General features: G+C 54.4%; 18 protein-coding genes, 2 tRNA genes and 1 pseudogene. 7 read left to right on the plus strand and 14 right to left on the minus strand.

What is annotated here, in order from left to right; all coding sequences use genetic code 11:
* Positions 1 to 27: 27 nt before the first annotated feature.
* A complete protein-coding gene (gene fadB, locus MIH18_RS03095; protein WP_249008975.1) occupies positions 28 to 2175 on the minus strand; it encodes a fatty acid oxidation complex subunit alpha FadB in 2148 nt (715 codons plus the stop codon).
* 360 nt (positions 2176 to 2535) lie between these two features.
* Between fadB and MIH18_RS03100 the strand changes: the two genes are divergently transcribed.
* On the plus strand, positions 2536 to 2967 hold the full coding sequence (locus MIH18_RS03100) for a universal stress protein (protein ID WP_249008636.1): 432 nt from the start codon (positions 2536 to 2538) through the stop codon (positions 2965 to 2967).
* 80 nt (positions 2968 to 3047) lie between these two features.
* Here the strand turns inward: MIH18_RS03100 and MIH18_RS03105 are convergent, their stop codons facing one another.
* The 5 genes from MIH18_RS03105 to MIH18_RS03125 all read right to left on the minus strand — a co-directional run bounded on the left by MIH18_RS03105 (position 3048) and on the right by MIH18_RS03125 (position 9870).
* On the minus strand, positions 3048 to 4964 hold the full coding sequence (locus MIH18_RS03105; RefSeq protein ID WP_249008635.1) for an ATP-binding cassette domain-containing protein: 1917 nt from the start codon (positions 4962 to 4964) through the stop codon (positions 3048 to 3050).
* Between the two features lie 8 nt (positions 4965 to 4972).
* Positions 4973 to 5770: an MOSC N-terminal beta barrel domain-containing protein gene (locus tag MIH18_RS03110; RefSeq protein WP_249008634.1), complete on the minus strand. Its 798-nt coding sequence runs from the start codon at positions 5768 to 5770 to the stop codon at positions 4973 to 4975.
* Positions 5771 to 5910: 140 nt separating this feature from the next.
* Positions 5911 to 5986, minus strand: a tRNA-Gly gene (locus MIH18_RS03115).
* A 120-nt stretch (positions 5987 to 6106) separates the two neighbouring features.
* Complete coding sequence (locus MIH18_RS03120; RefSeq protein ID WP_249008633.1) at positions 6107 to 8752, minus strand: AAA family ATPase; 2646 nt, start codon at positions 8750 to 8752, stop codon at positions 6107 to 6109.
* A complete protein-coding gene (locus tag MIH18_RS03125) occupies positions 8749 to 9870 on the minus strand; it encodes a DNA repair exonuclease (RefSeq protein ID WP_249013904.1) in 1122 nt (373 codons plus the stop codon). The genes MIH18_RS03120 and MIH18_RS03125 overlap by 4 nt, the downstream gene beginning before the upstream one ends.
* Positions 9871 to 10066: 196 nt before the next feature.
* Here MIH18_RS03125 and MIH18_RS03130 point away from each other — a divergent pair, with 196 nt between their 5' ends.
* Positions 10067 to 10351, plus strand: a complete 285-nt coding sequence (locus MIH18_RS03130) for a YebG family protein (RefSeq protein WP_249013905.1) — start codon at positions 10067 to 10069, stop codon at positions 10349 to 10351.
* Positions 10352 to 10366: 15 nt separating this feature from the next.
* On the opposite strand, the gene MIH18_RS03135 is transcribed toward MIH18_RS03130, so the two are convergent.
* From MIH18_RS03135 to MIH18_RS03145, 3 genes are read right to left on the minus strand one after another with little or no spacing between them, the layout of a single operon-like run.
* Entirely contained in the window at positions 10367 to 12244 is a 1878-nt protein-coding gene (locus MIH18_RS03135; RefSeq protein ID WP_249013906.1) for an EAL domain-containing protein, read from the minus strand.
* Positions 12202 to 12918, minus strand: coding sequence for a GAF domain-containing protein (locus MIH18_RS03140; RefSeq protein WP_249013907.1), 717 nt, complete (start codon positions 12916 to 12918; stop codon positions 12202 to 12204). The genes MIH18_RS03135 and MIH18_RS03140 overlap by 43 nt, the downstream gene beginning before the upstream one ends.
* 60 nt (positions 12919 to 12978) lie before the next feature.
* Positions 12979 to 13581, minus strand: a complete 603-nt coding sequence (locus MIH18_RS03145) for a DUF924 family protein (RefSeq protein WP_249013908.1) — start codon at positions 13579 to 13581, stop codon at positions 12979 to 12981.
* Positions 13582 to 13703: 122 nt separating this feature from the next.
* Here MIH18_RS03145 and MIH18_RS03150 point away from each other — a divergent pair, with 122 nt between their 5' ends.
* Positions 13704 to 14609, plus strand: a complete 906-nt coding sequence (locus MIH18_RS03150; protein WP_249013909.1) for a TIGR01777 family oxidoreductase — start codon at positions 13704 to 13706, stop codon at positions 14607 to 14609.
* A gap of 87 nt (positions 14610 to 14696) precedes the next feature.
* Positions 14697 to 14772: transfer RNA gene (locus MIH18_RS03155), tRNA-Glu, on the plus strand.
* A gap of 184 nt (positions 14773 to 14956) precedes the next feature.
* On the opposite strand, the pseudogene ccoM reads toward MIH18_RS03155, so the two are convergent.
* A pseudogene (gene ccoM, locus MIH18_RS24020) lies at positions 14957 to 15049 on the minus strand (cytochrome c oxidase subunit CcoM); the annotation flags it as partial.
* 243 nt (positions 15050 to 15292) lie between these two features.
* On the opposite strand from ccoM, the gene MIH18_RS03165 reads away from it, so the two are divergent.
* From MIH18_RS03165 to pta, 3 genes are read left to right on the plus strand one after another with little or no spacing between them, the layout of a single operon-like run.
* Positions 15293 to 17704, plus strand: a complete 2412-nt coding sequence (locus tag MIH18_RS03165) for an EAL domain-containing protein (RefSeq protein ID WP_249008626.1) — start codon at positions 15293 to 15295, stop codon at positions 17702 to 17704.
* Between the two features lie 29 nt (positions 17705 to 17733).
* Positions 17734 to 18921: an acetate kinase gene (locus tag MIH18_RS03170; protein ID WP_249008625.1), complete on the plus strand. Its 1188-nt coding sequence runs from the start codon at positions 17734 to 17736 to the stop codon at positions 18919 to 18921.
* A gap of 36 nt (positions 18922 to 18957) precedes the next feature.
* Positions 18958 to 21108 (plus strand): phosphate acetyltransferase, encoded by a 2151-nt coding sequence (gene pta, locus MIH18_RS03175; RefSeq protein WP_249008624.1) that lies wholly within the window; start codon positions 18958 to 18960, stop codon positions 21106 to 21108.
* A gap of 131 nt (positions 21109 to 21239) precedes the next feature.
* On the opposite strand, the gene der is transcribed toward pta, so the two are convergent.
* The 4 genes from der to hisS form a co-directional block, all read right to left on the minus strand.
* On the minus strand, positions 21240 to 22664 hold the full coding sequence (gene der / locus MIH18_RS03180) for a ribosome biogenesis GTPase Der (protein WP_249008623.1): 1425 nt from the start codon (positions 22662 to 22664) through the stop codon (positions 21240 to 21242).
* Positions 22665 to 22746: 82 nt separating this feature from the next.
* Positions 22747 to 23919 (minus strand): outer membrane protein assembly factor BamB, encoded by a 1173-nt coding sequence (bamB, locus tag MIH18_RS03185; RefSeq protein WP_249008622.1) that lies wholly within the window; start codon positions 23917 to 23919, stop codon positions 22747 to 22749.
* The gene (locus MIH18_RS03190; RefSeq protein ID WP_249008621.1) at positions 23916 to 24569 is read right to left on the minus strand and encodes a tetratricopeptide repeat protein; all 654 of its coding nucleotides are present in this window, start codon (positions 24567 to 24569) and stop codon (positions 23916 to 23918) included. The genes bamB and MIH18_RS03190 overlap by 4 nt, the downstream gene beginning before the upstream one ends.
* 41 nt (positions 24570 to 24610) lie before the next feature.
* Positions 24611 to 25891 carry a histidine--tRNA ligase gene (gene hisS, locus MIH18_RS03195; RefSeq protein ID WP_249013911.1) on the minus strand — a complete coding sequence of 427 codons (1281 nt, stop codon included), beginning with the start codon at positions 25889 to 25891 and terminating at the stop codon, positions 24611 to 24613.
* Positions 25892 to 25913 lie beyond the last annotated feature (22 nt).

Raw genomic sequence — 25913 nt, forward strand, 5'->3', positions numbered from 1 at the left:
TTCTCCGTTCGGAAATCTCGTTCAGGGTTAAGCAAAGAAGGTCTGGCCATTTTTTGCCATGTCACGCAGCTTGTCGGTGGGCTTATACAGCGGCCCAAGATCTGCGTATTTGTCAGCCAGCTCCACAAACTTGTCCACGCCCATCTGATCGATGTAGCGCAGTGCACCACCGCGGAACGGAGGGAAGCCAATACCGTAGATCAGACCCATATCGGCGTCAGCCGGGCTTTCTACAATGCCGTCTTCCAGGCAACGAACGGTTTCCATACACAGCGGGATCATCATCCGCGCAATGATTTCATCGTCTTCAAACTCTTTATCACCCTGAACAACCGGCTTCAGCAGTTTATAGGATTCTTCGTCGACTACTTTTTGCTGCTTGCCCTTGCGGTCCAGCTCGTAGCGGTAGAAGCCCTTCTCATTTTTTTGGCCGTAACGCTTGTTATCAAACATCACGTCGATGGCGGTGGTGCCTTCGTGCTTCATACGGTCAGGGAAGCCTTCAGCCATCACTTCGCCAGCGTGCTTGCCGGTGTCCATGCCAACCACATCCAGCAGATACGCGGGGCCCATGGGCCAACCAAACTTTTCCATCACCTTATCGACTTTCTGGAAGTCGGCGCCGTCACGTACCAGTCCAATAAAGCCGCCGAAGTACGGAAATAGCACCCGGTTGACCAGAAAGCCCGGGCAGTCGTTAACCACTATGGGCGTTTTACCCATGGCAGTGGCATAAGCCACGGTGGTCGCAATCGCACGATCGCTGGTTTTCTTTCCGCGGATAATCTCAACCAGAGGCATCATGTGCACTGGGTTAAAGAAGTGCATGCCACAGAAGTTTTCCGGGCGCTTGAGATTCTTTGCCAACAGGTCGATAGAGATGGTCGAGGTGTTAGACGTAAGAATGGTGTCTTCGCGAACCTGGCCTTCAACCTCGCGCAGAACCGCATCTTTCACTTTGGGATTCTCAACAACGGCTTCAACAACCAGATCTACGTTCTTGAAATCGCCGTAGTTTAGCGCTGGCGTGATGCTGTTCAGAACGTCCGCCATCTGATCGGGTTTCATGCGTCCCTTGTCAATGCGCTTGAGCAGAAGCTTCTTGGCTTCTTTCAGGCCCAGGGCGATGCCTTCGGGATTGATGTCTTTCATAATGATGGGAGTGCCTTTAAGCGCAGACTGATACGCCACGCCGCCACCCATAATGCCTGCACCCAGAACCGCTGTCAGTTTTACATCGGCAGCGTCTTTGGCCCAGCGTTTCGCCTTGCGCTTGAGTTCTTGGTCATTCAGAAACAGGCCGATCAGATTTGCACAAGCGTCCGTTTTCGCCATTTTTGCGAAGCCCTTGGCTTCTACTTCAATGGCCTTGTCGCGCGTCATACCGGCGTGCTTTTGCATCACCTTGATCGCTTCAACCGGCGCCGGGTAGTTTTTCCCGGCCTTGGCACCTACAAACGCTTTTGAAATTTCGAACGCCATCATGCTTTCCATGACATTCAGTTTTATTTTGCCTTTCTTTTCTTCGCGGCGCGCCAAATTGTCGAGCTTGCCGTTGTTTACCTGGTGAATAATGCTCAGCGCAGCGTCAACCAGCTTATCCGGTTCAACAATCGCATCGACCGCACCCACCTTGAGCGCAACGTCTGCGCGATTTTCGGTCGCACCACTGATCCACTCAACCGCGTTATCTACGCCAATCAGGCGCGACAGGCGTACGGTACCGCCAAAGCCCGGGAAGATTCCCAACTTGGTTTCCGGTAGGCCCACTTTGGCTTTTGGTGCCATAACCCGGTAATCGGTGGCCAGGCACATTTCAAAACCGCCGCCCAGCGCAATACCGTTGATCGCGGTAACCGTGGGGAATGGTAGGTCTTCAATGGCACTAAAAATTTCATTGGCGCTTAAGTTGTTGGCCACCAGCTCGTCTTCCGGGCCGGAAAACAAGTCTTTGAATTCGGTGATGTCTGCGCCAACAATAAAGCTGTCTTTGGAACTGGTAACAACAAGACCCTTCAGATCCGTCCGTGACGTCAGTATGTTTGTCGCATTGCGGAGTTCTTCCAGGGTAAGACGGTTGAATTTATTGACAGACTCGCCATGCAAGTCAAAATTCAACTGAGCGATACCGCCTTCGATCTCTTTAACCGTGATGGCTTTACCTTCGTAAATCATCAACTGATCTCCAGTCTGTGATTGAAACTGTTTTGTGCGCCGGTGTGCTTGCACGTTTAATTGCAAGATCCCGACTGCAGATGCAGCGAACCTTTAACCACTGCGGCCGCTGCCCGATCTTCAATTCAAATTCATACAGCCGTTTGAATATCGAGACCACACGATGAGAAGAAACCGTCCGTTTGTCAATTTCTTTCTTAACACGCCCCATCGCAGGCACCGGCAATTGGTACTGCGCAGGTTTACTCAATAGCGCTGCTAACAACGCCTAAGTCAGCCTAACCCCTTTTCCGCCGGGCTGAACCATACTATCCTGTAATCAGGAGTTCTGACATTCGCAACACACGGAGTAATAGAGCCATGTCTGTTTACAAGAAGTTGCTGGTTGCCATTGATTTAACGGAAGAAGCGCCACAAGTCCTGCACAAAGCAAAAGAAATGGCTATTAGCCAAGGTGCTGAACTGATCCTGGCACACGTAGTAGAGCCTGTAGGTTACGCCTATGGTGGCGATATTCCGATGGATTTGACCGAATTACAGGACCAGCTCGACAAGGCTGCCCGTGAGCAGCTGACCAAGTACGGTGAAGAATACGGCATTCCCAAAGAAAGTCAGGTGGTGACCGTTGGCCGCCCCGAGTCTGAAGTGCATCGCTTGGTCAAAGAACACGCCATTGACCTTGTGGTTGTGGGCAGCCATGGCCGCAAAGGCTTCCAGTTGTTGCTCGGCTCTACTGCAAACGGAGTTCTGCACGGCACCGAGTGCGATGTGCTGGCCGTACGTATTTTTTAACACTGATCGTAATTAGCTGATAGCTTGCCGGCGAAACTCCGGCAAGCTATCGAGCAATTCGGCAATTAAAAGAGCCAGGCTTATTTCCCGGTCATTTCCTCCAGTTCCATCCAACGCTCCATTGCGGTTTCCAACTCTGATCCCACCGCTGTCAGACGAGCCAGGGTTTCATCAACTTTCTTCGCAGAATTAGCGTAGAAGTCCGCTGAACCGATGGCGTCCTGCAGCTGTTGTTGCTCCTGCTCCAGGCGTTCAATGGTTTTCGGCAACTGCTCCAACTCCAGTTTCAACTTATAACTGATTTTTGCCGCCGTGGGCTTAGTGCCGGACTGCGCAGCTGGCTTACTCTTGCTCTTACTTTCCGGCTTTTGCTGCTTGTCGGGCCGGCTGCCGCTTTTTTCGGCTGGAAATTGGCCGCCTTGGCGGCGCCAGTCAGTGTAGCCCCCAACAAACTCGTGCACCTGGCCAGTACCGTCCAAAAACAGAGTTTCGGTGACCACGTTGTCCAGAAATTCCCTATCGTGGCTGATCACAATCACCGTGCCGCGGAATTCCGACAGCTGCTCTTCCAACAGCTCTAGAGTTTCAACATCCAAGTCGTTGGTGGGTTCGTCCAGCACCAGTACGTTGGCGGGCTTACTGAACAGCTTAGCCAGCAGCAAGCGGGCGCGCTCGCCACCGGAGAACACACTGACAGGCGACCGTGCCCGCTCCGGGGTAAACAGGAAGTCCTGTAGATACCCCATAACATGTTTGCTCTGACCATTAATATCAATAAAATCACGGCCTTCCGACAAATTATCAATCGCATTTCGAGTTAAGTCTAGTTCGCCCCGCAGTTGATCGAAATAGGCTACTTCCAAGTTGGTGCCGCGGCGAATACTGCCTTCAGTGGCTTCCAGGTCGCCCAGCAGCAGGCGCACCAACGTGGTTTTGCCGGTGCCGTTTTCACCCACCAGGCCGATTTTGTCACCGCGCAGAATGGTCAGATTCATGTCACGGATAACCGCGGGGTGACCCTGATAAGCAAAACCGGCGCCCAAGGCTTCGGCCACCAGCTTGCCAGATCGAGCAGCGTCTTCCACCGCAAAAGTGGCCGTGCCACCGCGCACTCGGCGCTGGCGATGCTCTTCACGCATCGCTTTAAGTGCCCTTACCCGACCCATATTGCGAGTACGGCGAGCTTTGATGCCCTGGCGAATCCAAGTTTCTTCCTGCTTTAGGCGCTTATCAAACAAGGCTGCGTGACGCTCTTCTTCTTCCAGGGCCTTTTCTTTTAGGTCCAGATAGTGATCGTAACTGGCGGCAAAGCTGACCAGCTGTCCGCGATCCAGCTCCACCACCCGGGTGGCCATTCGGCGAATAAACGCACGGTCGTGGCTCACAAACAGGATGGCACCACGGAACTGGACCAAAGCGTCTTCCAGCCAGGCAATAGCGGGCACATCCAGGTGGTTGGTAGGCTCATCAAGCAGCAGAATATCCGGCTCGGACACCAGCGCCCGCGCCAACAGAACCCGGCGCTGCCAGCCACCCGACAGAGTATTCAGCGTGCGATCGGGGTCTACGCCGTACTGCGCCAGCATACTGGTGACTTTTTGGTCCAGGCGCCAGCCGTCCAAAGCCTCCAGACGCTCCTGCACCTTCATCATCTGGTTCAGGCTTTTTTCGTCTGTCTGCTGGGTCAGGTGGTGGAATTCAATGAGCAGTGCGCCGGTTTCAGGAAAAGCGCCAGCAACCACATCGTAGGCGGTGCGGGTATCGCCAGAGGGCAAATTCTGTGGCAACACCGCCAGCACCGCGCCGTCTTCCAGGCGGACGATGCCGCCGTCTGGCGTTACTTCATCGTTGACGATTTTCAGCAGGGTAGACTTACCCTCGCCGTTACGGCCCAACAGGCACACCCGCTCACCGGCTTCCATCACCAATGAGGCATTGTCCAACAGCGGCTGCATTCCAAACGACAGGGAAACCCCGTCCAGCGTTAACAAAGGCACGTAGTCTATTACTCCGATTGATTCACGATAACGCAGTCACCCACGCTCAGCCGGCAAGGCGAGTCGTGAATGGCGTTCATTCCGAACATGATGCCGCCAGCGGTGCGGCGGTAGGTCGCAAGGGTCCGCAATGGCTGAACCGAGGCGGCTTTTTCCCCGGTATCCGGGTTAACAGTAGTCATTACACAGCGGGAACAGGGCTTAAGCACCCGATAACTGCCCTCGCCTATGGTCACGGCCTGCCAGTTATCTTCCGACCAGGCAGCGGCGCCATCAACCACGATATTGGGGCGAAAATGACGCATATCCACCGTCACCGCCAAGCGTTCATTCAGCTCCGCTAACGACGCGATATTGGTCATCAGCAACGGATAACCGTCGGCAAAGCTCACGCGCCGGCGTTCTGTTGCCAGATTGGTCTGCACCTGGCGAAAGCTGCTATCAGGCATGAATACGAAGCGCAAAGACAGGCCACAAAAGCGACTGATGGCACCATTGGCCACGTCACAACCCGCCTGGCCCTGAACCCAATCGCGCCACACTCGCACAGACAGGTTCTCACCATTGGCTTGCAGCACAATAGGTGGTTGCCCTGGCAGGGTAATAGAAACCTCGCCATCGGCACCCAGCGAAGGCTGAACCAATGCCAGCTGTGGCAGGGTGCGCTGGGTTACAAACTGACACTCGTCGTCAACCAGCATCCAGCGCCGGTCGCCGGCCGGGCCAAATTCGTCCAGCCCAAACGAGTCCACGGCAATACCCGCAAGGGATTTAACCGGATACAGAAACAACGAGTGCACGCGCATGAAGGTCTCCCGGCGGACAGCATGAAAAATGAAGACGGAAGAGTATAACCGAGCCCTAACGCCATTGCCCTTGTGTTTGCCCTTGTGATCGAAACGAACATAAAAAAACCCGGCCTTTTACAAGACCGGGTTTTCAAATTTGGAGCGGGAAACGAGATTCGAACTCGCGACCTCAACCTTGGCAAGGTTGCGCTCTACCAACTGAGCTATTCCCGCTAATGTTGTCGTAAGTTGTTGCCTGACAACGGATGCGCATTATACGGATGTTTTCTCTAGGGTCAACAAACTTACGCGAAAATTTTCAACATAATCATCAGGACACCCGCGTTTGGTCCGTTAAAGCGCTGCCCTGGCCTTTAACGCTTCCAGATTAATAGTCTCTGAGCCCATGTCCTGCCAGCTATCCGGATGGCAGGTAAACAACAGAATTTGATGGCGCTGCGCCGCGTCAAACAGAATTCGCTTCATGCTGTCGAGCCGAATGCTGTCGCTGTGTACCAGCGAGTCATCCAGAATGATCAACGTCGGCTTGCCGGCTTCTTTCAATAAATCAGCGTAAGCCAAACGACTGATAAGGCCCATCTGCTCTCGGGCGCCAAAACTGAGCTCGCTCATCTGACCAGTTTCCCCGTCGCGGGTGAAACGGCCCGGGAGCAATTGACTGTCTACCTCCAGCTGAGCGTCGGGAAACAACACCGTAACGTAATGATTCAGATGTTTCTGTAACGGTGCTTGCAAACGCTGAGTCAACGCCTGGCGCTTTTCCGTTAATAACTGGAGCAGCAACTGCAGCGCTTCTGCCCGGCGCTGCAGTTGCTGGCAACGGCGCTGGTTTTGCTCCAGTTCAGCCTGGCAATGGCCACGCTGCTCCTCCAGGCCTTCGGCACCCCAGATTTCCAATCGTGCCCGCAGTTCCTTCAACTCAAGCTCGCGCCCTCGCTGGGCTTGCTCAAGCTGATCCGCGCTGGCGCCCAAGCGCTGAATGTCCTGCTGCACTAACTCCGGCCGCGCCGCGGCAATGTGCGCCAGCATCTGCTGTAAACGCCCCTGTTGCCCTACCTGCTCTTGCTCGACTGCAATCAAATCGCTGTTTAACTGTGCCACTTCCTGCTGGCGTTGCTCGCTGTTCAGACTGGTGCGCAACGTGTGCCACTCGCGATCGGCGTTCTGGTAACGATGGGATGCGGCCAAAAGCGCCTTTTCGTGCTCGCCGAAGCGTTTCTCTAATGCTGATAACCGATTTTCAGCGTCAGCTCGCAGATCTTGCGCCTGAGCCAGAGCCGGTAAGCTTTTAGCCACTGTCGTTACGGGTGCCAAAGCCTCTTTTTCTGCGCAGTTACGTTCAAGCTCCGCGCTCAAGGCCTGATAGTCGCTGTCCAGACTTGCCAGACCGCCGGGCACCAAAGACTGCAACAGTTCCAGCAATCGATGCACATCCGCTTGCGCACGCTCCTGAGCGACCAGCGTATGTTCTGCCGCCGCCAGGTCTGTAACACCCTGAGCCTGCAACTGCTCACCCAAGGCCAACTGCAATTGTTCCAGCTGGCGCTGACAGCGGGCCAAATCACCGCCACCAGGGGTGATTGTAAATTCGCCAACACCCGCAATGCGCAGGCGCGTGCTGCTTAGCAACAATTGCTCGCCCTGAGGCGGCAACGTATCCTGGCCCAACTCGATCTGTTGGCCAGCTTCCAGTTGCCATTCAATTCGCGTAGCAATCGCCTGCGAACGCAGACGTGCATCATCCAGCTGGCGTTGGGTTGTACGCAACTGATCGACGGCGGCTTTGCTGATGTGATGCCGTGCCGTCAGCTTACGGCTCTCGCCCAGGGCCTGTTGCAACTCTACCGCCCGTGATTGGCGCTCAGACAGCTGCTGCAACTGCGTTTTTGCTCTTTCGCTGCTGTGCTCCAGTCGTTGCCGAGCTTCCAGCAGCCCGGCCTGACGCTCTACCTCCAATGCATCGCGATATTGGCTCTGGCACTGCTCTAAGGCAGCATGCAAACCGGCTGCAGACGCTTGAACGTCATTCAATGCGTGCTGCGCCGTGTTGTGTTCCTCCTCGCGCTGCTGCAACTGTTTGGCATCTGCCTGTACCTGCTGCTTATTGCGCTGCAACAGTGCCGCCCGTTGTTGTACCGAGGTCAAGGCTTGGTTCAACGTTTGCTGCTGACCCTGCAACGATTCAATATGTCGGTAACGCTCCTGGGCTTCGGCAAGAGCCTGACGCACCTTTATCCAGGGTTGCTCACGGTCAATCTTGTAAAATTCCCGCGCAACCTTGGCGAGCCGGTCTACCTGGTTTTGATACTGGTCTATGCGGCTTGCTAACGCGTCAAGCTCTTGCTGTCCGGGCAGTTCGTCAGCCAGCAATTGCTTGTATTCACCCCTTGGTACGCCGCCTGCGGTCAACAGTTCGCCAAGCTGTTGGCGTACGGTGTGAATCAACCCATCACCGCCCTCACTGACAACTTCCGATACCAGGCTGTTCAACGCCGATTGCAAATGATCGCCCGCATGCACAACGGCCTGCTCAATATTCTGCCCACTGCCCTGTTCTACCCAGAGTAGCCCCGGAATACCCCAGTGCTCTTCTTTACTCGCGCCTTTTTTGGGGAACTGATAACCCAACAGCTGAGCCAACTTTTCTTCTGCCTCCTCGCCACTGTAAGTGGTGCCCTGTATCGACAGGTCGCAGCGTTTACGCTGCAGAAAGCTCTTGTTCAACTGCCATTTCTGACCGTTATGGTGGAACACCAATTCGATGGCGGGTGCTGCGGATGAATCACCCCAAGGCCGCAAATCTTCGCCGGACTTGGAGCGATGGCGCTCAAAAAATGCCGCCCGAATTGCCCGCACCAGTGTGCTCTTACCCGCCTCGTTTGGTCCGGAAATGACATTAATACCACCACTCAAACCATTCAATAAAAACGATTTTTTGAACCGCTTAAACTGCTCCACCCGCACACTTTCAAGTTTCATGGTTGCTCCTCCTTGCGGGCTTCAAGTAACAGGCTGGCGAGTATGGCCAGGGCATCGCGGGCAGTCTGCGCTTCTGCACCACTCTGCCGGGTTTGCAGTAGCTCAAGCACATCACCGACGTAGCCGCTAGCCTGCAACCCCGCCAGATCTTCCTCCGTGGGCGCCAGCAACAAACGGGAGCGATCGTAGGTAACGCTGCGATAACGCGCCTCAGCGCGGGACAAAGCATCCGCCAGACGCTGCTCGCCCGCCAGAGTGATGCTACCTTCCAGCTTAAGATCCAAAACAGACGTTTCCGGTAGCTCGTCAAGACGCTTTAACAACTCATCAATATCGGTCTCTACCACCAACTTTTCTTGCCATTGATGCCAGTGATAGCGTGCCGTTTCCAGTGCTTCCACCTGCGGCAGAGCGCCAGGTTCGGACACGGTCACCAACAGTGCAAAACCCGGCTGATTATTACGGAAGCGCTCAGGCTCCGGCGTACCGCTGTACCAGGTTCTCTCATTAATCTCCTTCAGGCCATGCCAATCACCCAGCGCCAGGTAATCCAGCGCGGCGCTTACGCTGCGATCAGCGGCAATCGGATTGGTGGCGTCAATGTCTTCCGCCAACACGCCTTGCACACTGCCGTGGGCCAGGCCCACCCGCAGCCATTGCGGCGGAGTGCTGATTGAATCGAAGGGCGCGGTCAAATCTTCGTAAGTGTGGCGCTGGGTCAAAGGCGCCGCCAATACCGCAATTTTCTGCTGCGGTAACTCTATAACGCCACTTTGTAGCGCAAGGTGCACGTTGTCCGGCACGGCGTTGATACGCTGGGCGCGGGTCCACACGCTTTCGGCCAACGCTGCATCGTGGTTGCCGGGCAGCATTACCCAAGGCCCTTTAAAACCCGAGGTCGCGTTAAAAGTGCGGCGGATGCAGCGATCAGATACGGTTTGCGCATCAAAAACGTCGCCGGCAACCAGCACGGCATCGCAATTGTACTCAACCGCCAGTTGCGCCAGGCGTTCGATAACGCCATAGCGTGCATCGGCAAGTGCACTGCTGTTATCGGTATCAAAGCGATTGAAATAGCGCCCTATTTGCCAGTCGGCGGTATGAAGGAACCTTGGCATGGTAATGGCCTGATTGGTGAAATTAAAGGCGAAACATTAACACCAATATACTGTTTGGTGCAGCCTGCGCCACTAGCACTGTATATATAAACAGTGCTAAGCTGCCTCGCGCACTGATCGGCGCATTTGCCTTGGTCAGGTTCTTTTCATTTTCAAACAGTCGATACCGGCGTAAACACCCGGCAAGGAGACGTACATGGGCGTACAAGCGCTTTACTTCAGCGACCGTGATGGCAAGGAGAAAGCAATGGCTGATCCCAACAATCTGCTGTTCACTTCTAAAAAGGAAGCAGATGAACGCGATAAGATGCTGGAGTTTTCTGACGAAATGCGGGTATTTCTGGAGCGCAGGGTAGAAGGCATCGGCGAGCAGATGGCTGAGCAATGTGCGCTGGTGCTGGCACAAGAACGGGAACTGCTGGCGCGGGCGCTGAAAAAACCCGAGCTGCTAAACCAGACGGCAGCCACCCCCGACCAATAAAACACGTTTAGCGAGTCAGTATTCCAGCCCCAGAGCAAACTGGCCCAACGGCACGGGTCTGGAATACAAAAACCCCTGCAGCAAGTCGCAATCACTGGCCGTCAGGTAGTTTTTCTGCTCAACCGTTTCTATGCCCTCGGCCACTACCAACAGACCAAGATGGTGCGCCATGGTAATCACCCCTTGTACAATCGCGGCACTGCCCCGGTCGGTTGTAACATCAATGATAAAACTGCGGTCCAGCTTTACCTTGGTAATGGGTAGCTGGCGCAAGTAGCTCAAACTGGAAAAGCCGGTACCAAAATCATCAATAGCCACCTGAACTCCCAGATCACGAAGACTCTTAAGCATCAAGATGGCTTTATCGATGCCAGAAAGCAGCACACCCTCAGTCACTTCCAGCTCCAGCAGTTCAGGCGGTAACCCACTGGCTTCAAGCACGGCAAGCACGTCTTCGATGAACTCTGGCCGACGAAACTGTAAGGGCGAAATATTAACCGCAATCGATACCGCCTGGCCCGTCTGGCGCCAACGCTGGGCCATGTCCATACACGCTTGATGCAGCACCCAGCGGCCAATAGCAACAATTTGCCCGGTCTGTTCCGCCAACGAAATAAAGGCCCCGGGTAGCAACAGCCCTCGATCCGGATGATTCCATCGCACCAGTGCTTCCGCGCTGCGCAAACGCCCGGTTTTCGCATCCAAAAGAGGCTGATAATGCACCACAAACTGATGATCTTCGATGGCTTCCATCAATTCACGCCGCATAATCACCTGTTCGGCCCCGGTGGTAGACGCTGCACCATGGTTCCAACAAAAGGTATTGCCGCCCTGGAGTTTGGCCTCGCGCGCAGCCAAAGCAGCATTATCCAAAAGCTCTTTTGGCTGCTGGACGGAACCGTCGTCTGACGCAATGCCAATACTGGCGCTGATACTCAAGCGCTGGCCTTCTATGTCATAGGCTTCCGCAAGGCGAGTCAACATTCGGCTGGCAAGAATCTTCACTTCCGTTTCGGTTTGCAGGGCCGGCCGCATAACAACAAATTCGTCTGCCGCCAAGCGGGTGAGCTCATCATCGTTGGCTAATAATTTACGAAGCCGATCGGCGACCACCGCCAACAGCAAATCCCCCGCCCGACGGCCAAGGCTTTCATTCAGGGATTTGAAATCGTCAAGGTCGACATATAACAGCACCATATCGCTGGGCTTGCCACGCGCGCGGGCAAAGGCTTGGTTCAGGTGCGTTTCAAACAGCTGACGGTTTTGCAATCCGGTAACAGAATCGTGGCGAGCCTGATAGTCAAGAAGCTCATCACTTTTGAGTTGGCGCGTAACGTCTTGCTGGGCTGCAATATAATGAGTGCAATCTCCATGGCCATCATAGACCGGGGTTATTGTGAGTTTTTTCCAGAAGGTGGAACCATTTTTACGGTACGACAGGATCGTAATATCAAGTTCTCTCTGCTGCGCCAACGCTGACTGAATCAAGCGTAACGCTTCCGGCGCAGTGCCTTTGCCAAAGAGCACCAAAAAACCCTTGCCAATAGCCTCCGCGGGCTGATAACCCGACATTTCAGTGAATGCCGGGTTCACATAGACCATCGGATAGTTCGCCACGCTCGCGTCCAGCATTACGACGCCGTTCGGACTTGCCTCAATGCCGCGCTCAAGCAAACGCATACGATCTTCGGCTTTTTTACGCTCGCTGATGTCTCGGGCAATACCGTAGCCGCCGATAATTTCACCATCAACGACGATGGGCAAGTTGACAACGTCTACAAATATGGCTTGGCCCGACGCGTTCAAGCCAGCGATTTCGTAACTATGAGACTCACCTCCAGCCATCAAAATCAACGCGTCACTGGCGACGTCGTAAAACTCGGGTAACAGCACCTTACTGTAATGCTCTCCGACCAATTGGTCGCGACCAATTGGTCGCGACCATAACCGGCGATGACTTCCGCTGCCTGATTACAGTCCACAAAACAGCCATCAAGCCCAATCTCGAAGACGCCATCAGGGTGCTGGCTGAACAGAGACCGGAAACGCTGTTCACTCGACACTCTGCGATTTCTTTCCGCCTGGTGCTCTATCGCAAGGCCGGCCGCTTTGCGGATAAGGGTGATTTCGGACAATTCTGGCGATTTACAGTGTCGGTAATGGGTGGCGAAGGTTCCCAGTAGTTCGCCAGAGGGGGAAATGATCGGTGCTGACCAGCAAGCTGCGATTTTTTCTGACTTCACCAAGTCGATCAAACCTACCCAGCGGCTATCGTTTAAAACGTCTTCACACACCACAATTTCGCGAAGATAGGCCGCAGCTCCGCAAGAACCCACCTCCGGGCCGACGTCTATGTTACGCATTGCTAGCTGGTAGTTCTGACTGAAAGCATCACCGGCGACCAAGCTCAGCGTTCGATTCTGCGCCGAATAGAGCATCACCGACACCATGGCATCGGAAAACTGCTCTTCAACCATCGTACTTATCGCCGACAAAATGACACCGAGCGGGCTTCGCCGCCCGATCAGATCATAAATAAATTGCGCCGTGGTGATTGCTTGGTGCATAGCCGTCCCTATTGAGGAAAGTCCGTTACTTACAGAGCCGGTAATACCAACGTTATGAACTTACTGGCCGAAACGTTTTCCATTGAACAAATAGTCGTTTTCTTCTTTTGTGTTGGTTCGCCCCAATGCTTTATTGCGATGCGGAAAACGACGGAAGCGCGTGATTATTGCCTGGTGCTCAAGGGCTGATTGCAAAAAGCTGCCCATAAACTCCTTTAAAAAGCCGCTGGTAGATGCTGTGAGCTGCTCATAACACTCTATCGCAAGTGACTGATCTTCTTGGCGTTCGGAGTGCTGCAAGGGCATATAAAAAAACCCCCTTTGAATGACCGGTAACGACACGTCAAAACCTTTGTTCATACCCTGCTTACATAACTTCCGAGCCAGAACGTCCTGTTCAAATGCCAAAGCTCCACCGCGAAAAATGTTGCGCGAAAACTGGTCAAGCAACAGAATTTCAGCGAGCACGCCGCCAGCCTCTTTCTGCCAGTGATCAAGGCCCTGCTCCGATGCAAATAATACAAGCGACAAAAAACGCCTGCGGATTTCTTGGTCAAATTTTCGGTTGCTAGCAAACCAGCGGCTGCGGTGAGCCAGGTCAGGCAGCCCATTTTCGTCTAACTCGCCAAACCAGAAATCCAGAATGTCTTTCCAATCGAACATTCACTATTACCCTGTTAAGGTTGCTGCCATATTACTTGTCTCTGCGGCAGTGTACGTGGGAAACAGGGCAACAGACACCCTTCACCATTAAGGGGGTCTTCTACGCAAGGAATGGGAACGCCATGAGCAGACACATATTGCTGACCGGTGGTACCGGTTTTATCGGACGGATTCTATGCCGCGAATTACTGGCAAACGGAGACCAGGTTACGGTTTTAAGCCGCCAGAGTGCAGCTGATGTGAGCGCTGTATGCGGTCGAGTTGAAGCGCTGCCGGATTTGGCCAAACTGCAAGGCCATAAAGGCTTTGACGCCATTATTAATCTGGCAGGAGAAGGCATCGCTGAAAAGCGCTGGAGCGAGACACGAAAACAAGAAATTCGCGACAGCCGTATTGAACTTACGCAGCAGCTGGTAAAGGTGGTGAAAACCTGGCAGCAACCGCCGCAGGTCATGATATCCGGCTCTGCTGTTGGTTTTTACGGAGCCCAGGGTGGCCTTGAAGTAACCGAAGCAACGCTTCCACACAACGAATTCACCCATCGCCTTTGCAGTGACTGGGAACAGGCCGCTATGGAACTCGCTGAGATGGGTGTGCGCGTTTGCCTGTCGCGCACCGGAATCGTGGTCGGCCCCAACGGCGGCTTTTTACAACGCATGATTCTGCCGTTCAAACTCGGTGTGGGTGGCAAGCTTGGCAGTGGTGAGCAGTACATGCCCTGGGTACACCGGCAGGATGTTGTAGGAGCTTTGCTGTGGATGCTGAATACCGAGACCGCATCGGGCGCATACAACGTTGTCAGCCCATCTACTGTGACCAACGCAACATTTACAAAAACCTTGGGTCGTGTACTCCATCGCCCCACGATTCTGCCGGCACCCGCCGTGGCCCTAAAGCTGGCGCTGGGCGAAATGTCCGGGCTGCTGCTGACCGGACAGCGCGCAATTCCCGCCAGGCTTCAGGCTGAGGGTTTCGAATTCCGTTTCACGGATCTGGAGCCTGCACTAAAGGATGCGATCGCAAACTGAATAATAGCTACAGAAAGTGTTGACACGGGCAAGGTCGCCTCATACTATGTGCGCCACCTCAACGAGGCAAGTAGTTGAATATGTTGCGTCCCCTTCGTCTAGCGGCCTAGGACTCCGCCCTTTCACGGCGGCAACAGGGGTTCGAACCCCCTAGGGGACGCCAATTTGTTCTACTTACCAGTACTTCGTTTTGGAATAAAAAAATCTCCGAAAGCTGTTTAAGTTTCCGGAGATTTTTTATGTCACACGCCTTAATTTTCTTTTGTTAGGCCTTGCAGCGCTAATCAGGCAGGCTTGTCGATCTTCTTACCCTCGTCTTTGATAACGTCAGGACCATGAGCTTTTTGATCGCGCATAATAAAGATGCCAAACCCAACGAAGAATGCCACCATCAGCAGCACAGTTACGATTCCAGCGATAACAACAGTGTCCAGATACATGGCAAAGCTCCTAAATTCTCGTGTTTCGATCTGAGCTCAGGTTACGACTTGCCGCATACCCCCGTGTTGATCTACATCAAGCCCTGCAGCAGCTTAAAAAAAAGAAGCCGCTGCATGTTAATCCAACGTACATTTTCTTCATTCTAACCCCGACCAAGACAAGACAACGCGAAACCTTGGCTGCTATAGTCCATTAAAATCTTTCGCTGGATTCTGACCACTTGCGGGCAACCGATCCCTGATATGACAACATTTTTTAAGCACCTGAACCTGCTTCGTCAGCGCTCGCTGCTGTCTTTGCGTTTACTGGCCTGGGTCTTGATATTCAGCCTGGTATTTACATTCATCTCTTCTGCCATTCAACTTTACTCAGACTACCGCAAAGAGCTTACGCAAATCACAGCACGCATGCAGGCCGTTGAAGCCAGCGATGGCTCCGGGCTGGCGCGAAGCCTGTGGGCACTGGATCAGAAGCTTTTGCAAATCCAGCTGGAAGGAATTCTCAGCCTCCCGGATATTGTGCACTTACGGCTTGCGATTGAGCCCGGCTCTGAATTGGTGATTGGTGAAATTCCCCGCGACGTTCCCACCATCGTTCACAGCTTTACGCTAGCTCATGGTGAGGGTGGCGAGTTCAAGCTGGGGCGACTTACCATTACCGCTGACCTTGCGCGGGTAAATCAAGAAATGAACAGACGGGTGGGCATTATTCTCGCCACCCAGTTTTTACAGACGCTGTTTATTTCCATTCTTATTATCTGGATTTTCCGGTTTTTTGTTACCCGACATCTGACCACCATGGCGAATTACGCCAGAGAATTTTCAATTCATAATCTGAACCGTCCGCTGGCGCTGAATCGACCGGACACGCCCGGCCGGCGTCAAGACGAATTGGGCCAGGTAACCGACGCGATTAACCAAATGCGCGAGCGCCTGAATCAGGACATCGCCCGCCAAGAGCAAGATGCCCTTAAAATCCAGAAATTTTCTCAGGCCATTGAACAAAGCCCTTCATCCGTCATCATTTGCGACCGTCAATGGCACATTGAGTTTGTTAATCAAAAATTCAGCCAACTGACCGGTTACAGTGCCCGCGCCATCATCGGCAAACACCCGGGGTCACTGGGCAGCGGTGACTCGGATAATCGGGATGCCGAAAAACTGTGGAAGTCCATTCGCCTGCAGGTGCAGCGAGTGGGTGTCTGGCAGGGCGAAGTGACCAGTGCCCGGCGCAACGGAGAGCGCTTCTGGGAGCAGCTCATCGTAACGCCCATTAAGGATGCAAAAGCAGATACCACCGGATTTCTTATTCTGGGTGAAGACATCAGTATTCGGAAACGCTATGAGCGCCAGCTACTTCGCCAGGCCAATTACGATATCCTGACCGGACTGCCAAATCGTATGCTGGCACTGGACCGCCTGAAGTTGGCGCTGGCGCAAGCTCGGCGCGAAAACACCGAAGTTGGAGTGATGTTTCTTGACCTCGACAACTTCAAGCACATTAACGATACCTTGGGCCACGATGCCGGTGACACCCTGCTGATCGAAGCCGCCAGGCGCATTTCCAGCTGCCTGCGAGGCACCAGCACAGTCGCACGCCTGGGCGGCGATGAATTTCTGGTGATTCTGCCTGGGCTGCAAAACGCCGAGGCGTCGTCTCAAGTAGCCGAACGCATACTCGAAACTTTTTCAATGCCCTACCAGCTAAATAGTCACGAGGTGTACGTCACCACCAGCATCGGTATTGCGGCGTTCCCAGCAGATTCTAACAACAGCGGCGAGCTGATGCAGCACGCCGATGCGGCTATGTACCAGGCCAAACGTAACGGCAAAAGCGATTACGTGCACTTTTCGCCAGAGATGAGCGAAGTATCCCACGAACGCCTTCAGCTTGAATCCCGCCTCCGGCGCGCTCTGCAGCAAGAAGAATTCGAGTTATTTTACCAACCCATTGTAAACACCGCTAACGGCAACCTTCTGGCGGCAGAGGCTTTACTGCGCTGGAACAATCCGGAAATTGGCCAGGTCATGCCCGACCGATTCATTCCTCTGGCGGAGGAGACCGGGCTTATAACGGCCATTGGTGAATGGGTAATTCAACAGGCCTGCAAAACTGCCATGACGTGGAAAAACCAACTGGGTCGCGATGTTGGAATTTCGGTGAACGTTTCACCTCGCCAGTTCCGCGACCCGGGCTTTGTTACCTCCGTGATGGACGCACTGTCTACCACCGGCCTCGCAGCCGAGCTTCTGGAACTCGAAATTACCGAGCGCCTCATTCTGGATAACTCGATTGAAACCGCCCAGATTTTACGGGAGCTTGACCAGCACGGCGTGCGCCTGTCGGTAGACGATTTTGGCACTGGCTATTCGGCCCTTAGTTACTTAAAAAGCTACCCGTTTGATACACTCAAGATTGATAAATCGTTTGTACAAGACGTTCTCAAAAATCCGGATGACGCAGCTCTTGTCAGCGCGATCATCAATATGGCGCACAGCATGGGGCTCAGACTGATCGCAGAAGGCGTTGAAGAGGAAGAACAGGTCCAATTTCTTCAAAAGGCAGGTTGCGATTGCGCCCAAGGCTACCTTTACAGCCGACCATTACCCGCAATTGAATTCAGTCAGTGGCTCGATTCGTACACAGGCCGTTAAAGAATCTGACAAACCGGAAATCTAGAACTATGAAAGACACATTGTTAGTGGTGAACTGCGGTAGCTCATCGCTAAAAATTGCGCTTTTTGACAAAGATCGACAAAAGATTGCCTCGATGCTGGCAGGACGACTGAACACTCCCAATGCCCGCTTTCGTATTGGAAAACAACGCGACGTCACCATGCTGCCTCCCAACACCACGCACCGGGAAGCCCTGGCCGTGCTGGTGGATATAGCGCAGAAAAAGGGCCTGATGCCGAAACAACCGGCGGCTATTGGCCACAGGGTTGTTCATGGTGGTGAAACATTTCGCGAAGCGGTACTGATCGACGACGAAGTAATGGCCACTATAAAGGCCTGTAATTCGTTGGCCCCACTGCACAACCCGGTTAACCTTGAAGGCATTATGGCAACCCGCGAGCTGTTTCCGTTGGTGCCTCAGATTGCGGTGTTTGACACAGCCTTCCACCAGACCCTGCCGGAACAGGCATTCCACTACGCACTGCCACAGCACTACTACCGTGACTGGGGTGTACGCCGCTATGGTTTCCACGGCACGAGCCACGCTTATATGCTGCAACAGGCAGCTCTCCGCCTGGAACAATCCACGGCTGAAACCTCCATCATTTCTGCGCATCTGGGCAACGGCTGCAGCATTACCGCCATACGCGATGGCAAAAGCGTTGACACCAGCATGGGCCTGACACCTCTTGAGGGGCTGGTAATGGGTACCCGAAGTGGGGATGTCGATCCCGGACTGTTTGATTACTTGCAGAGCAAAGGCGTGAGCGCCGAGCAACTGCACAACGAACTCAACCACAGTAGCGGTCTTCTGGGGATCTCGGGGCAAACCAACGACATGCGCACCCTGAGCGACCTGGCGGATCAAGGCGACCAACCAGCGCAACTGGCCATCGATGTATTCTGCTTCCGCCTGGCCAAATATGTCGCGGCCATGATGGCATCGCTGAGCCGGCTCGACGCCCTGGTGTTCACCGGTGGCATTGGTCAAAACAGCGCCCGCGTACGCCAGCAGACCGTCAAACACCTGGCGTTGCTTGGTTTCGCCATTGATGAGCACAATAACGATGATAACGGCCTGAATCGTGATGGCCGAATTGACTGTAAAGAATCGCGCTTCCCAATACTGGTGATTGCTACCGACGAAGAACGGGTCATCGCTGGCGAAGCAGCACGCCTGGCGAAACTCAACTAACCGATTTGTACCACGCTAGCGGCGGAATTTTTAACTATGGCAAAAAGTCTTTTTATTGCACCAACCTCCACAGATTCCGGCCTGACGTCCGTCTGCCTGGGCCTGTTGCGAGCACTTGAGCGGGTGGGTGTCAGCGTTGGTTTTTATAAGCCGTTTTGCCAGGTGGTGCACCAAGCCGATGCAACCCACAATAATGGCAAAGACTCTTCCGTTGAGTTTGTGCGCACACACAGCCATCTTCAGCCGCCGACACCGATTACCCTGAAAGAAGCACAGTACGCGCTCAATCACAACAAATCTGACCTGTTGCTTGAGCGTGTGGTGGGTGAGTACCAGAAAGTGGCGTGCACGGTCGACGTGGTGATTATAGAGGGCCTGGAACCCGGCCAGGATGGCACCTACATTATCCGTCTGAACGCCGAAGTCGCGCGGAACCTGGGCTCTGAGATCATTCTGCTAACGTCACCTAGAGGCTGTGACCCCGTCGAGCTGGACGAACAACTGGGCTTTTCTGCGCGACTGTTTTCGGGGCAGAATGAAGCTGACGTTTTGGGCGTCATTCTTAACAAAATCGGTGCGCCAAAAGAGCGCAACATGCCCGGCATGACGACCCTTACCGCGACACCGTCTGAAGATTACCGCAACAAATGCAAAGTGTTTAGTAGCGGGCAGTATCGATTGTTAGCCGAAATACCTTGGGAACCGAGCCTGCTGGCACCGCGGGTTTCAGACATAGCGCGCGAACTGAAGGTAAAAATACTGCACGAGGGCCATATGCAGGCCCGCCGGGTGCACCGTGTTTCTGTTTGCGCCCGGACCATCAGCAATATGACCGAAATCCTCAAGTCCGGCACTCTTCTGGTGACTCCCGGAGACCGGGAGGATATCCTTGTGGCCGCCGCAGTGGCGGCCCTGAATGGCGTGCCCATGGCCGGCATTCTGCTCACCGGCGGTCTAATACCAGACCAGAGGGTGATCGAATTGTGTCGACGGGCCATGGAAACCGGCATGCCGGTTCTTAGCACCACCACCAACACCTACGAAACCGCACACATGCTGGCCGGCCTGTCGAGGTCTATCCCTATCGACGATCCGGAGCGGATCGACACCGCCATGAACCTGATCGCGCCGCGTATTGACACCGACTGGCTGCAGGAACACCTTAAGGTGCCGCGCCAAACCCGTATGTCACCACCGGCGTTTCGCCACCAGCTTTCTGAGCGTGCCCGTGCTGCCAACAAGCGCATTGTTTTACCAGAAGGCCACGAGCCACGCACAGTACAGGCAGCCATCATCTGCCATCAGCGCCAGCTTGCGCGCTGCGCGCTGATCGGCCACGCCACCGAGATACGTACCGTAGCGGCCTCCCTAGGCCTGGAATTACCACCCGATCTGGAAATTATCGAGCCGGCTGTGGTGCGCAAGCGCTACGTGGCGCCCATGGTAGAATTGCGGAAACACAAAGGCATTTCAGCCGAAGTGGCGGAAAGCATGCTTGAAGACAATGTCGTTTTGGGCACCATGATGGTCGCGCTGGACGAAGCCGACGGCTTGGTGTCCGGCGCCATCCACACCACCGCTAACACCGTGCGCCCTGCCCTGCAGCTGATCAAGACCCACGACAACGCCAAAGTGGTGTCGTCAGTATTTTTTATGCTGTTACCGCAACAGGTTGTGGTTTACGGAGACTGCGCCATAAATCCGGACCCTAACCCGGAGCAGTTAGCAGATATTGCCATCCAGAGCGCCCAATCAGCCGAAGCATTCGGCATCGAGCCACGCGTGGCGATGATCAGCTACAGCACTGGAGAGTCTGGAAGCGGCCGAGATGTGGATAAGGTACGCGAAGCTACCCGGATAGCGCGCGAAAGGCGCCCAGACCTGCTGATTGATGGCCCCCTGCAATACGACGCCGCCGCCATTGAAAGCGTGGGCCTTAGCAAGGCACCTAATAGCCAGGTAGCCGGCCGCGCAACTGTGTTTGTGTTTCCCGACCTGAATACCGGCAACACCACATACAAAGCGGTGCAGCGAAGCGCTAACGTGGTCAGCATTGGGCCTATGCTGCAGGGTCTGCGTAAACCGGTGAATGACCTATCACGGGGAGCGCTGGTGGAGGACATCGTATTCACCATCGCCATAACCGCTGTTCAAGCCAAGCAAGTGGAAGACGCCAGCAAAGCCTGATCGTGTCTGGTTTTACGGTCTTGCATAGCCACCGCCCATAAAAAAACGGCCCGTTATTGTTTATTACGGGCCGGTTTTTTGTTAGCGATTAAGGCTTTCCTACCTATCAGCGCTTCAGGCTATTCTGACTATCAGCGCTTCAGGCTCTTCTGGCGCGCTTTTTTAGGCTTGCCCCCGCCCTTCTTTTCATCATTGTCTTTTTTGACTTTTTGTCGCGGCGTCATCCGGTCCACTTTATGGGCAAACGGGTTTTCACTGGAACGGAACTCGAAGCGGATCGGCGTGCCGGTTACCGCTAACACCTTGCGAAAACTATTCTCCAAGTACCGTTTGTAAGAACTGGGCAAAGAATCTGTTTGATTGCCGTGTACCACAACGGTCGGCGGATTAGAGCCACCCTGGTGAGCGTAACGCAGCTTGATACGACGGCCATGAACCATGGGCGGCTGGTGCTGGGCAATCGCATCTTCCAAAATCGTGGTCAGCCGATTGGTTGGCCATTTTGCCATAGCCGATTCGTAGCAGGCGTTAACCGACTCGTACATCACACCCACGCCAGAACCGTGCAAAGCCGAAATATAATGCTTGTCGGCGTAGTCCAGAAAATCCAGACGCCGGCGAATCTGTTCCTTTACTTTGTCACGGTCTTCGCCGTTCATGCCATCCCATTTATTGATAGCAATCACCAACGAACGGCCAGCACTCAGCACGAAGCCCATAAGATGCATGTCTTGGTCAACCAACCCCTCGCGGGCGTCGATCACCAAAATCACTACGTGGGCGTCGTCTATGGCCTGCAAAGTTTTGATGATCGAGAACTTCTCAACCGTCTCTCGCACATTTTTGCGCCGCCGCACCCCGGCCGTATCAATCAGGGTATATTCCTGGCCCAAACGCTCGTAGGGAATATAAATGCTGTCGCGGGTGGTACCCGGCAGATCGTAAACAACGACGCGCTCTTCACCCAGCATGCGGTTTACAAGGGTCGATTTGCCCACATTGGGGCGGCCAACAATGCCAATGCGAATGCCGGGGTGATTATGCGCTGCGTCTATATCTGCATCTTCCTCCGGCGTCGGCAGCAAAATCTCCAACATAGATCGAACGCCGCGATTGTGGGATGCGGCAATGCGAAATTGGGATTGAAAACCCAGTGCATAAAAGTCGGATGCTACCAGGTTTGGATCCTGGCCATCCGTTTTGTTAATCACCAGGTGCGCGTGCTTGCCCGATCGGCGCAGCTGATCAGCAAGTACCTGATCACCAGGCATCACACCGGCGCGGCCGTCCACAATGAACAGAACGATGTCGGCTTCTTCAACCGCCTGCAAAGACTGCTTGGCCATCGCGGCGTCAAGCCCAAGCTCGTCGCCCATCAAGCCACCAGTATCGATGACAATAAAGCGCTGATTTTCGTAATTGCCTTCACCGTATTTACGGTCGCGGGTCAGTCCCGGAAAATCGGCGACCAGTGCATCCCGCGAACGGGTCATCTGGTTAAACAGTGTGGACTTGCCCACGTTCGGGCGGCCCACCAGGGCAATGACTGGATTCATAGTGTTTCACTACTCAAAAAAAATGTCATTCGCTACTCACAAAAGAAGTCGGCCCGGTTTGGAGGCCGGGCCGCGTGTCGCGTCAGTTTTTCGATTGCAACTTATAAGCGGCGAGTTTACCGCCGTTGCCAAAGATCAGCAGATTACCATTACTCAGGCGCTGGGCCGGTACGCGGATACCGTCACCATCAAATTTCATCTGCCCTACCAGTTCACCACTTTCCTGGGACACCACGTGCAGGTAACCGTCAAAGTCACCTACCACCAGATAATCGTCGAGGGGCACCGGCTGGGTCAGCTGGCGCCAGGCCAGTTTGTCCTGGGTCCACAGGTCACGGCGATCAGAACCGCGCATAGCAACCAGGTCGCCGTTAGCAGATGCCAGAAAAATGTTGCCGTTACTGACCATTGGTGAATACAGGCTGGAGGCTGTCTTGCTCCAGATGTCATTGCCGGTGCGCAAATCAATCAGCGCCAGCTTGCCCTGATAGCCCACCGCCAGAATCGCGTTTTCCAGCACCAAAGGCTGGCTGGTAATGTCGACCAAGCGTTCAAGCTCTGTGCGGCCCTGGGGCGCACCTACTTCGTACTGCCACAGCGGCTGGCCAGATTCTGCGGACAGAGCCAGCAGTTTGCCGTTGGCAAAGCCGCTTATTATAACGTCAGCCCCTACCAGTGGTGCTGCTGAGGCGCGAACCGACAAGGCCGGCACAACACTGTCATATTGCCAACGTTTTTCACCGTCAGCGGCATTGAATGCCAGCACACGGCCGTCGGTGGTTTGCACAACCACCAGACTGCCATTGGACTGCGGCGCCGACAGAACTTCGGTCGGCAATGACGCGCGCCAAAGCTCGCTGCCATCTTCCCGCGACAGCGCCAGCAAATCGGCATCACGGCTCACCAGATACAGTTGCTTGTCATCGCCACCAACACCGGCAAAAATCCGGTCTTTCACCGAATTCTCCCAGATCTGTTTGCCGGTTTCTGCGTTTAGGGCAAGCAACTCTCCGTCAGCCGATGCGGCGTACACAACGTCGCCGGCGTTCAGCGGTGCAAGGTACAAAAACTCGCCGTCATGGCCGTCACCCACCGTAACGTCCCACACCCGTTCAAATGACACCTGCTGATTCACATCAGGCAATTGTGCGGGCTGCTCAAACGTATCGTTGGCGCTGCAACCAATTACAAGGGCGGCTGCTATAAGCACCACAGCACTGGCACGCAGCTGCCGAAAACCTGCGCTTAACGTCACGCATCACCCCCGACACCCAGATCCGCCAGTTTGAGTTGCAGAACGCCACTGCGATTTTCTTCGCCCTGTTCGCGGGCCGCCAGGTAGGCTTCACGGGCCCCTTCTTGATCGCCTTTCGCGAGCAAAATATCACCGCGCAATTCGGCAAACATAGCACCAAAAGCGTCGCTGTCTTTGGCACCGTCAATGGTGGCCAACGCCGCATCATAATCGTCCAGAGCCATTTGGGCTTGAGCCAGACGGCTGCGCACGACCAGAGCCAGAGGCTGAGTCTCCGCCGCTTTATTCAGTGCCCACTGCAAGGATTCAACAGCGCCTTCGGCGTCGCTGTTCTGCATGAGCTGAACCCGAGCCAGCATCAAATTAGCGTAAACCGCGTAAGCGCTGTCGGCATGTTCATCGCGCAGGGTTTTAGCCACAAAAGCGACGGTGTCGGCGCTGGTTTCATCTTCGGTGCCAAAGGCGTTCATCAGAGTAACAAACTGGCTGGCAGCCTCGGTACGCTGCTGGGCCTGTTGGTTTTGCCACGCTTGCCATCCGAACACAATCGCCAGGGCCGCACCAATACCAATCAGCAGCGAACTACCGTTGTTCTTCCACCACTGCTTGATCGCTTCAACCTGCTCTTCATCTGTACGCAACTCGGCCATGATAACTCCTGTTGTAAATTAGAAACGGCGCTTTAAAAGGATTACTGCGACAGCGCCTGCGTTAGAGCCTCGGCAACCTGCTGCCGCGGAAGCTCTTGCTGGGGCTCGTCTGTACGTAAAGGTTTAAGGCCAACACTTTGATTCTGAAGCTCGTTATCACCCAGAATAAGTGCATAACGGGCACCGCTTCGATCGGCTTTTTTCATTTGGCTTTTAAAACTGCCCGCACCGCAATGGCTAATAATGGTGTAGCCAGGAAGTTGGTCCCGCAGTTCTTCAGCAAGAAGCAACGCCGGCGCAACTGCCTGATCGCCCATGGCGGTAACGTAAACATCGGCTTGGTTATTGACCGACTCGGGTATCAAATTAAGGGTTTCCAACAGCAGGATGAGACGCTCGACGCCCATGGCAAAACCAACGGCGACCGTGGGTTTCCCGCCCAGTTGCTCTACCAATCCATCATAGCGGCCACCAGCGCAAATCGTGCCTTGGGCGCCCAGGCTGTCTGTAATCCACTCAAATACCGTCTTACCGTAGTAGTCCAGGCCGCGGACCAGCGCCGGATTCACCGTGTACGTGATTCCGGCGGCGTCCAACAATTGCTTCAAACGTTCAAAATGATCACGAGATTCGTCGTCAAGCCAGGCGTCCAGTTTTGGTGCCTGCTCCAGAATCTTGCGGGTAGCCGCGCTTTTGCTGTCCAGAATCCGCAAAGGGTTGCTTTCAAGGCGGCGCTGACTATCTTCATCGAGCTCGGCTTTGAATTGCTGCAGGTAAGCAACTAACGCCTCGCGATAGTTTCGGCGGGCTTCAGCGGTGCCAATCGAGTTGATTTCGAGACGCGCATGACCAGCCAGACCAAACGTTTTCCACAAACGCGCCGTCAGAATAAGAAGCTCTGCGTCTATGTCTGGCCCAGCCATGCCAAAACACTCGACACCCACTTGGTGGAACTGGCGGTAACGCCCTTTTTGTGGGCGCTCGTAGCGAAACATCTGGCCGGTGTACCACATCCGCCGGGTTTGATTGAACAGCAGGCCGTGCTCTTCGGCCGCGCGCGCGCAGCCCGCAGTGCCTTCCGGGCGCAGAGTCAGGCTATCGCCGTTACGGTCTTCAAAGGTGTACATTTCTTTTTCAACAATGTCGGTAACTTCACCGATAGAGCGCTTGAACAGGTCGGTCTGTTCCACAATCGGCATACGGATTTCCTGGTACCCGTATTGCCCCAACACCTTGCGCACCGTTGCTTCAACATATTGCCAGACCGGAGTCTGTTCGGGCAGGATATCGTTCATCCCGCGAATTGCCTGAATCTTAGCCAAGTTAAACCCTTAAGCGTCTCTG

This window comes from Marinobacter sp. M3C, assembly GCF_023311895.1.
Lineage (GTDB): Bacteria > Pseudomonadota > Gammaproteobacteria > Pseudomonadales > Oleiphilaceae > Marinobacter.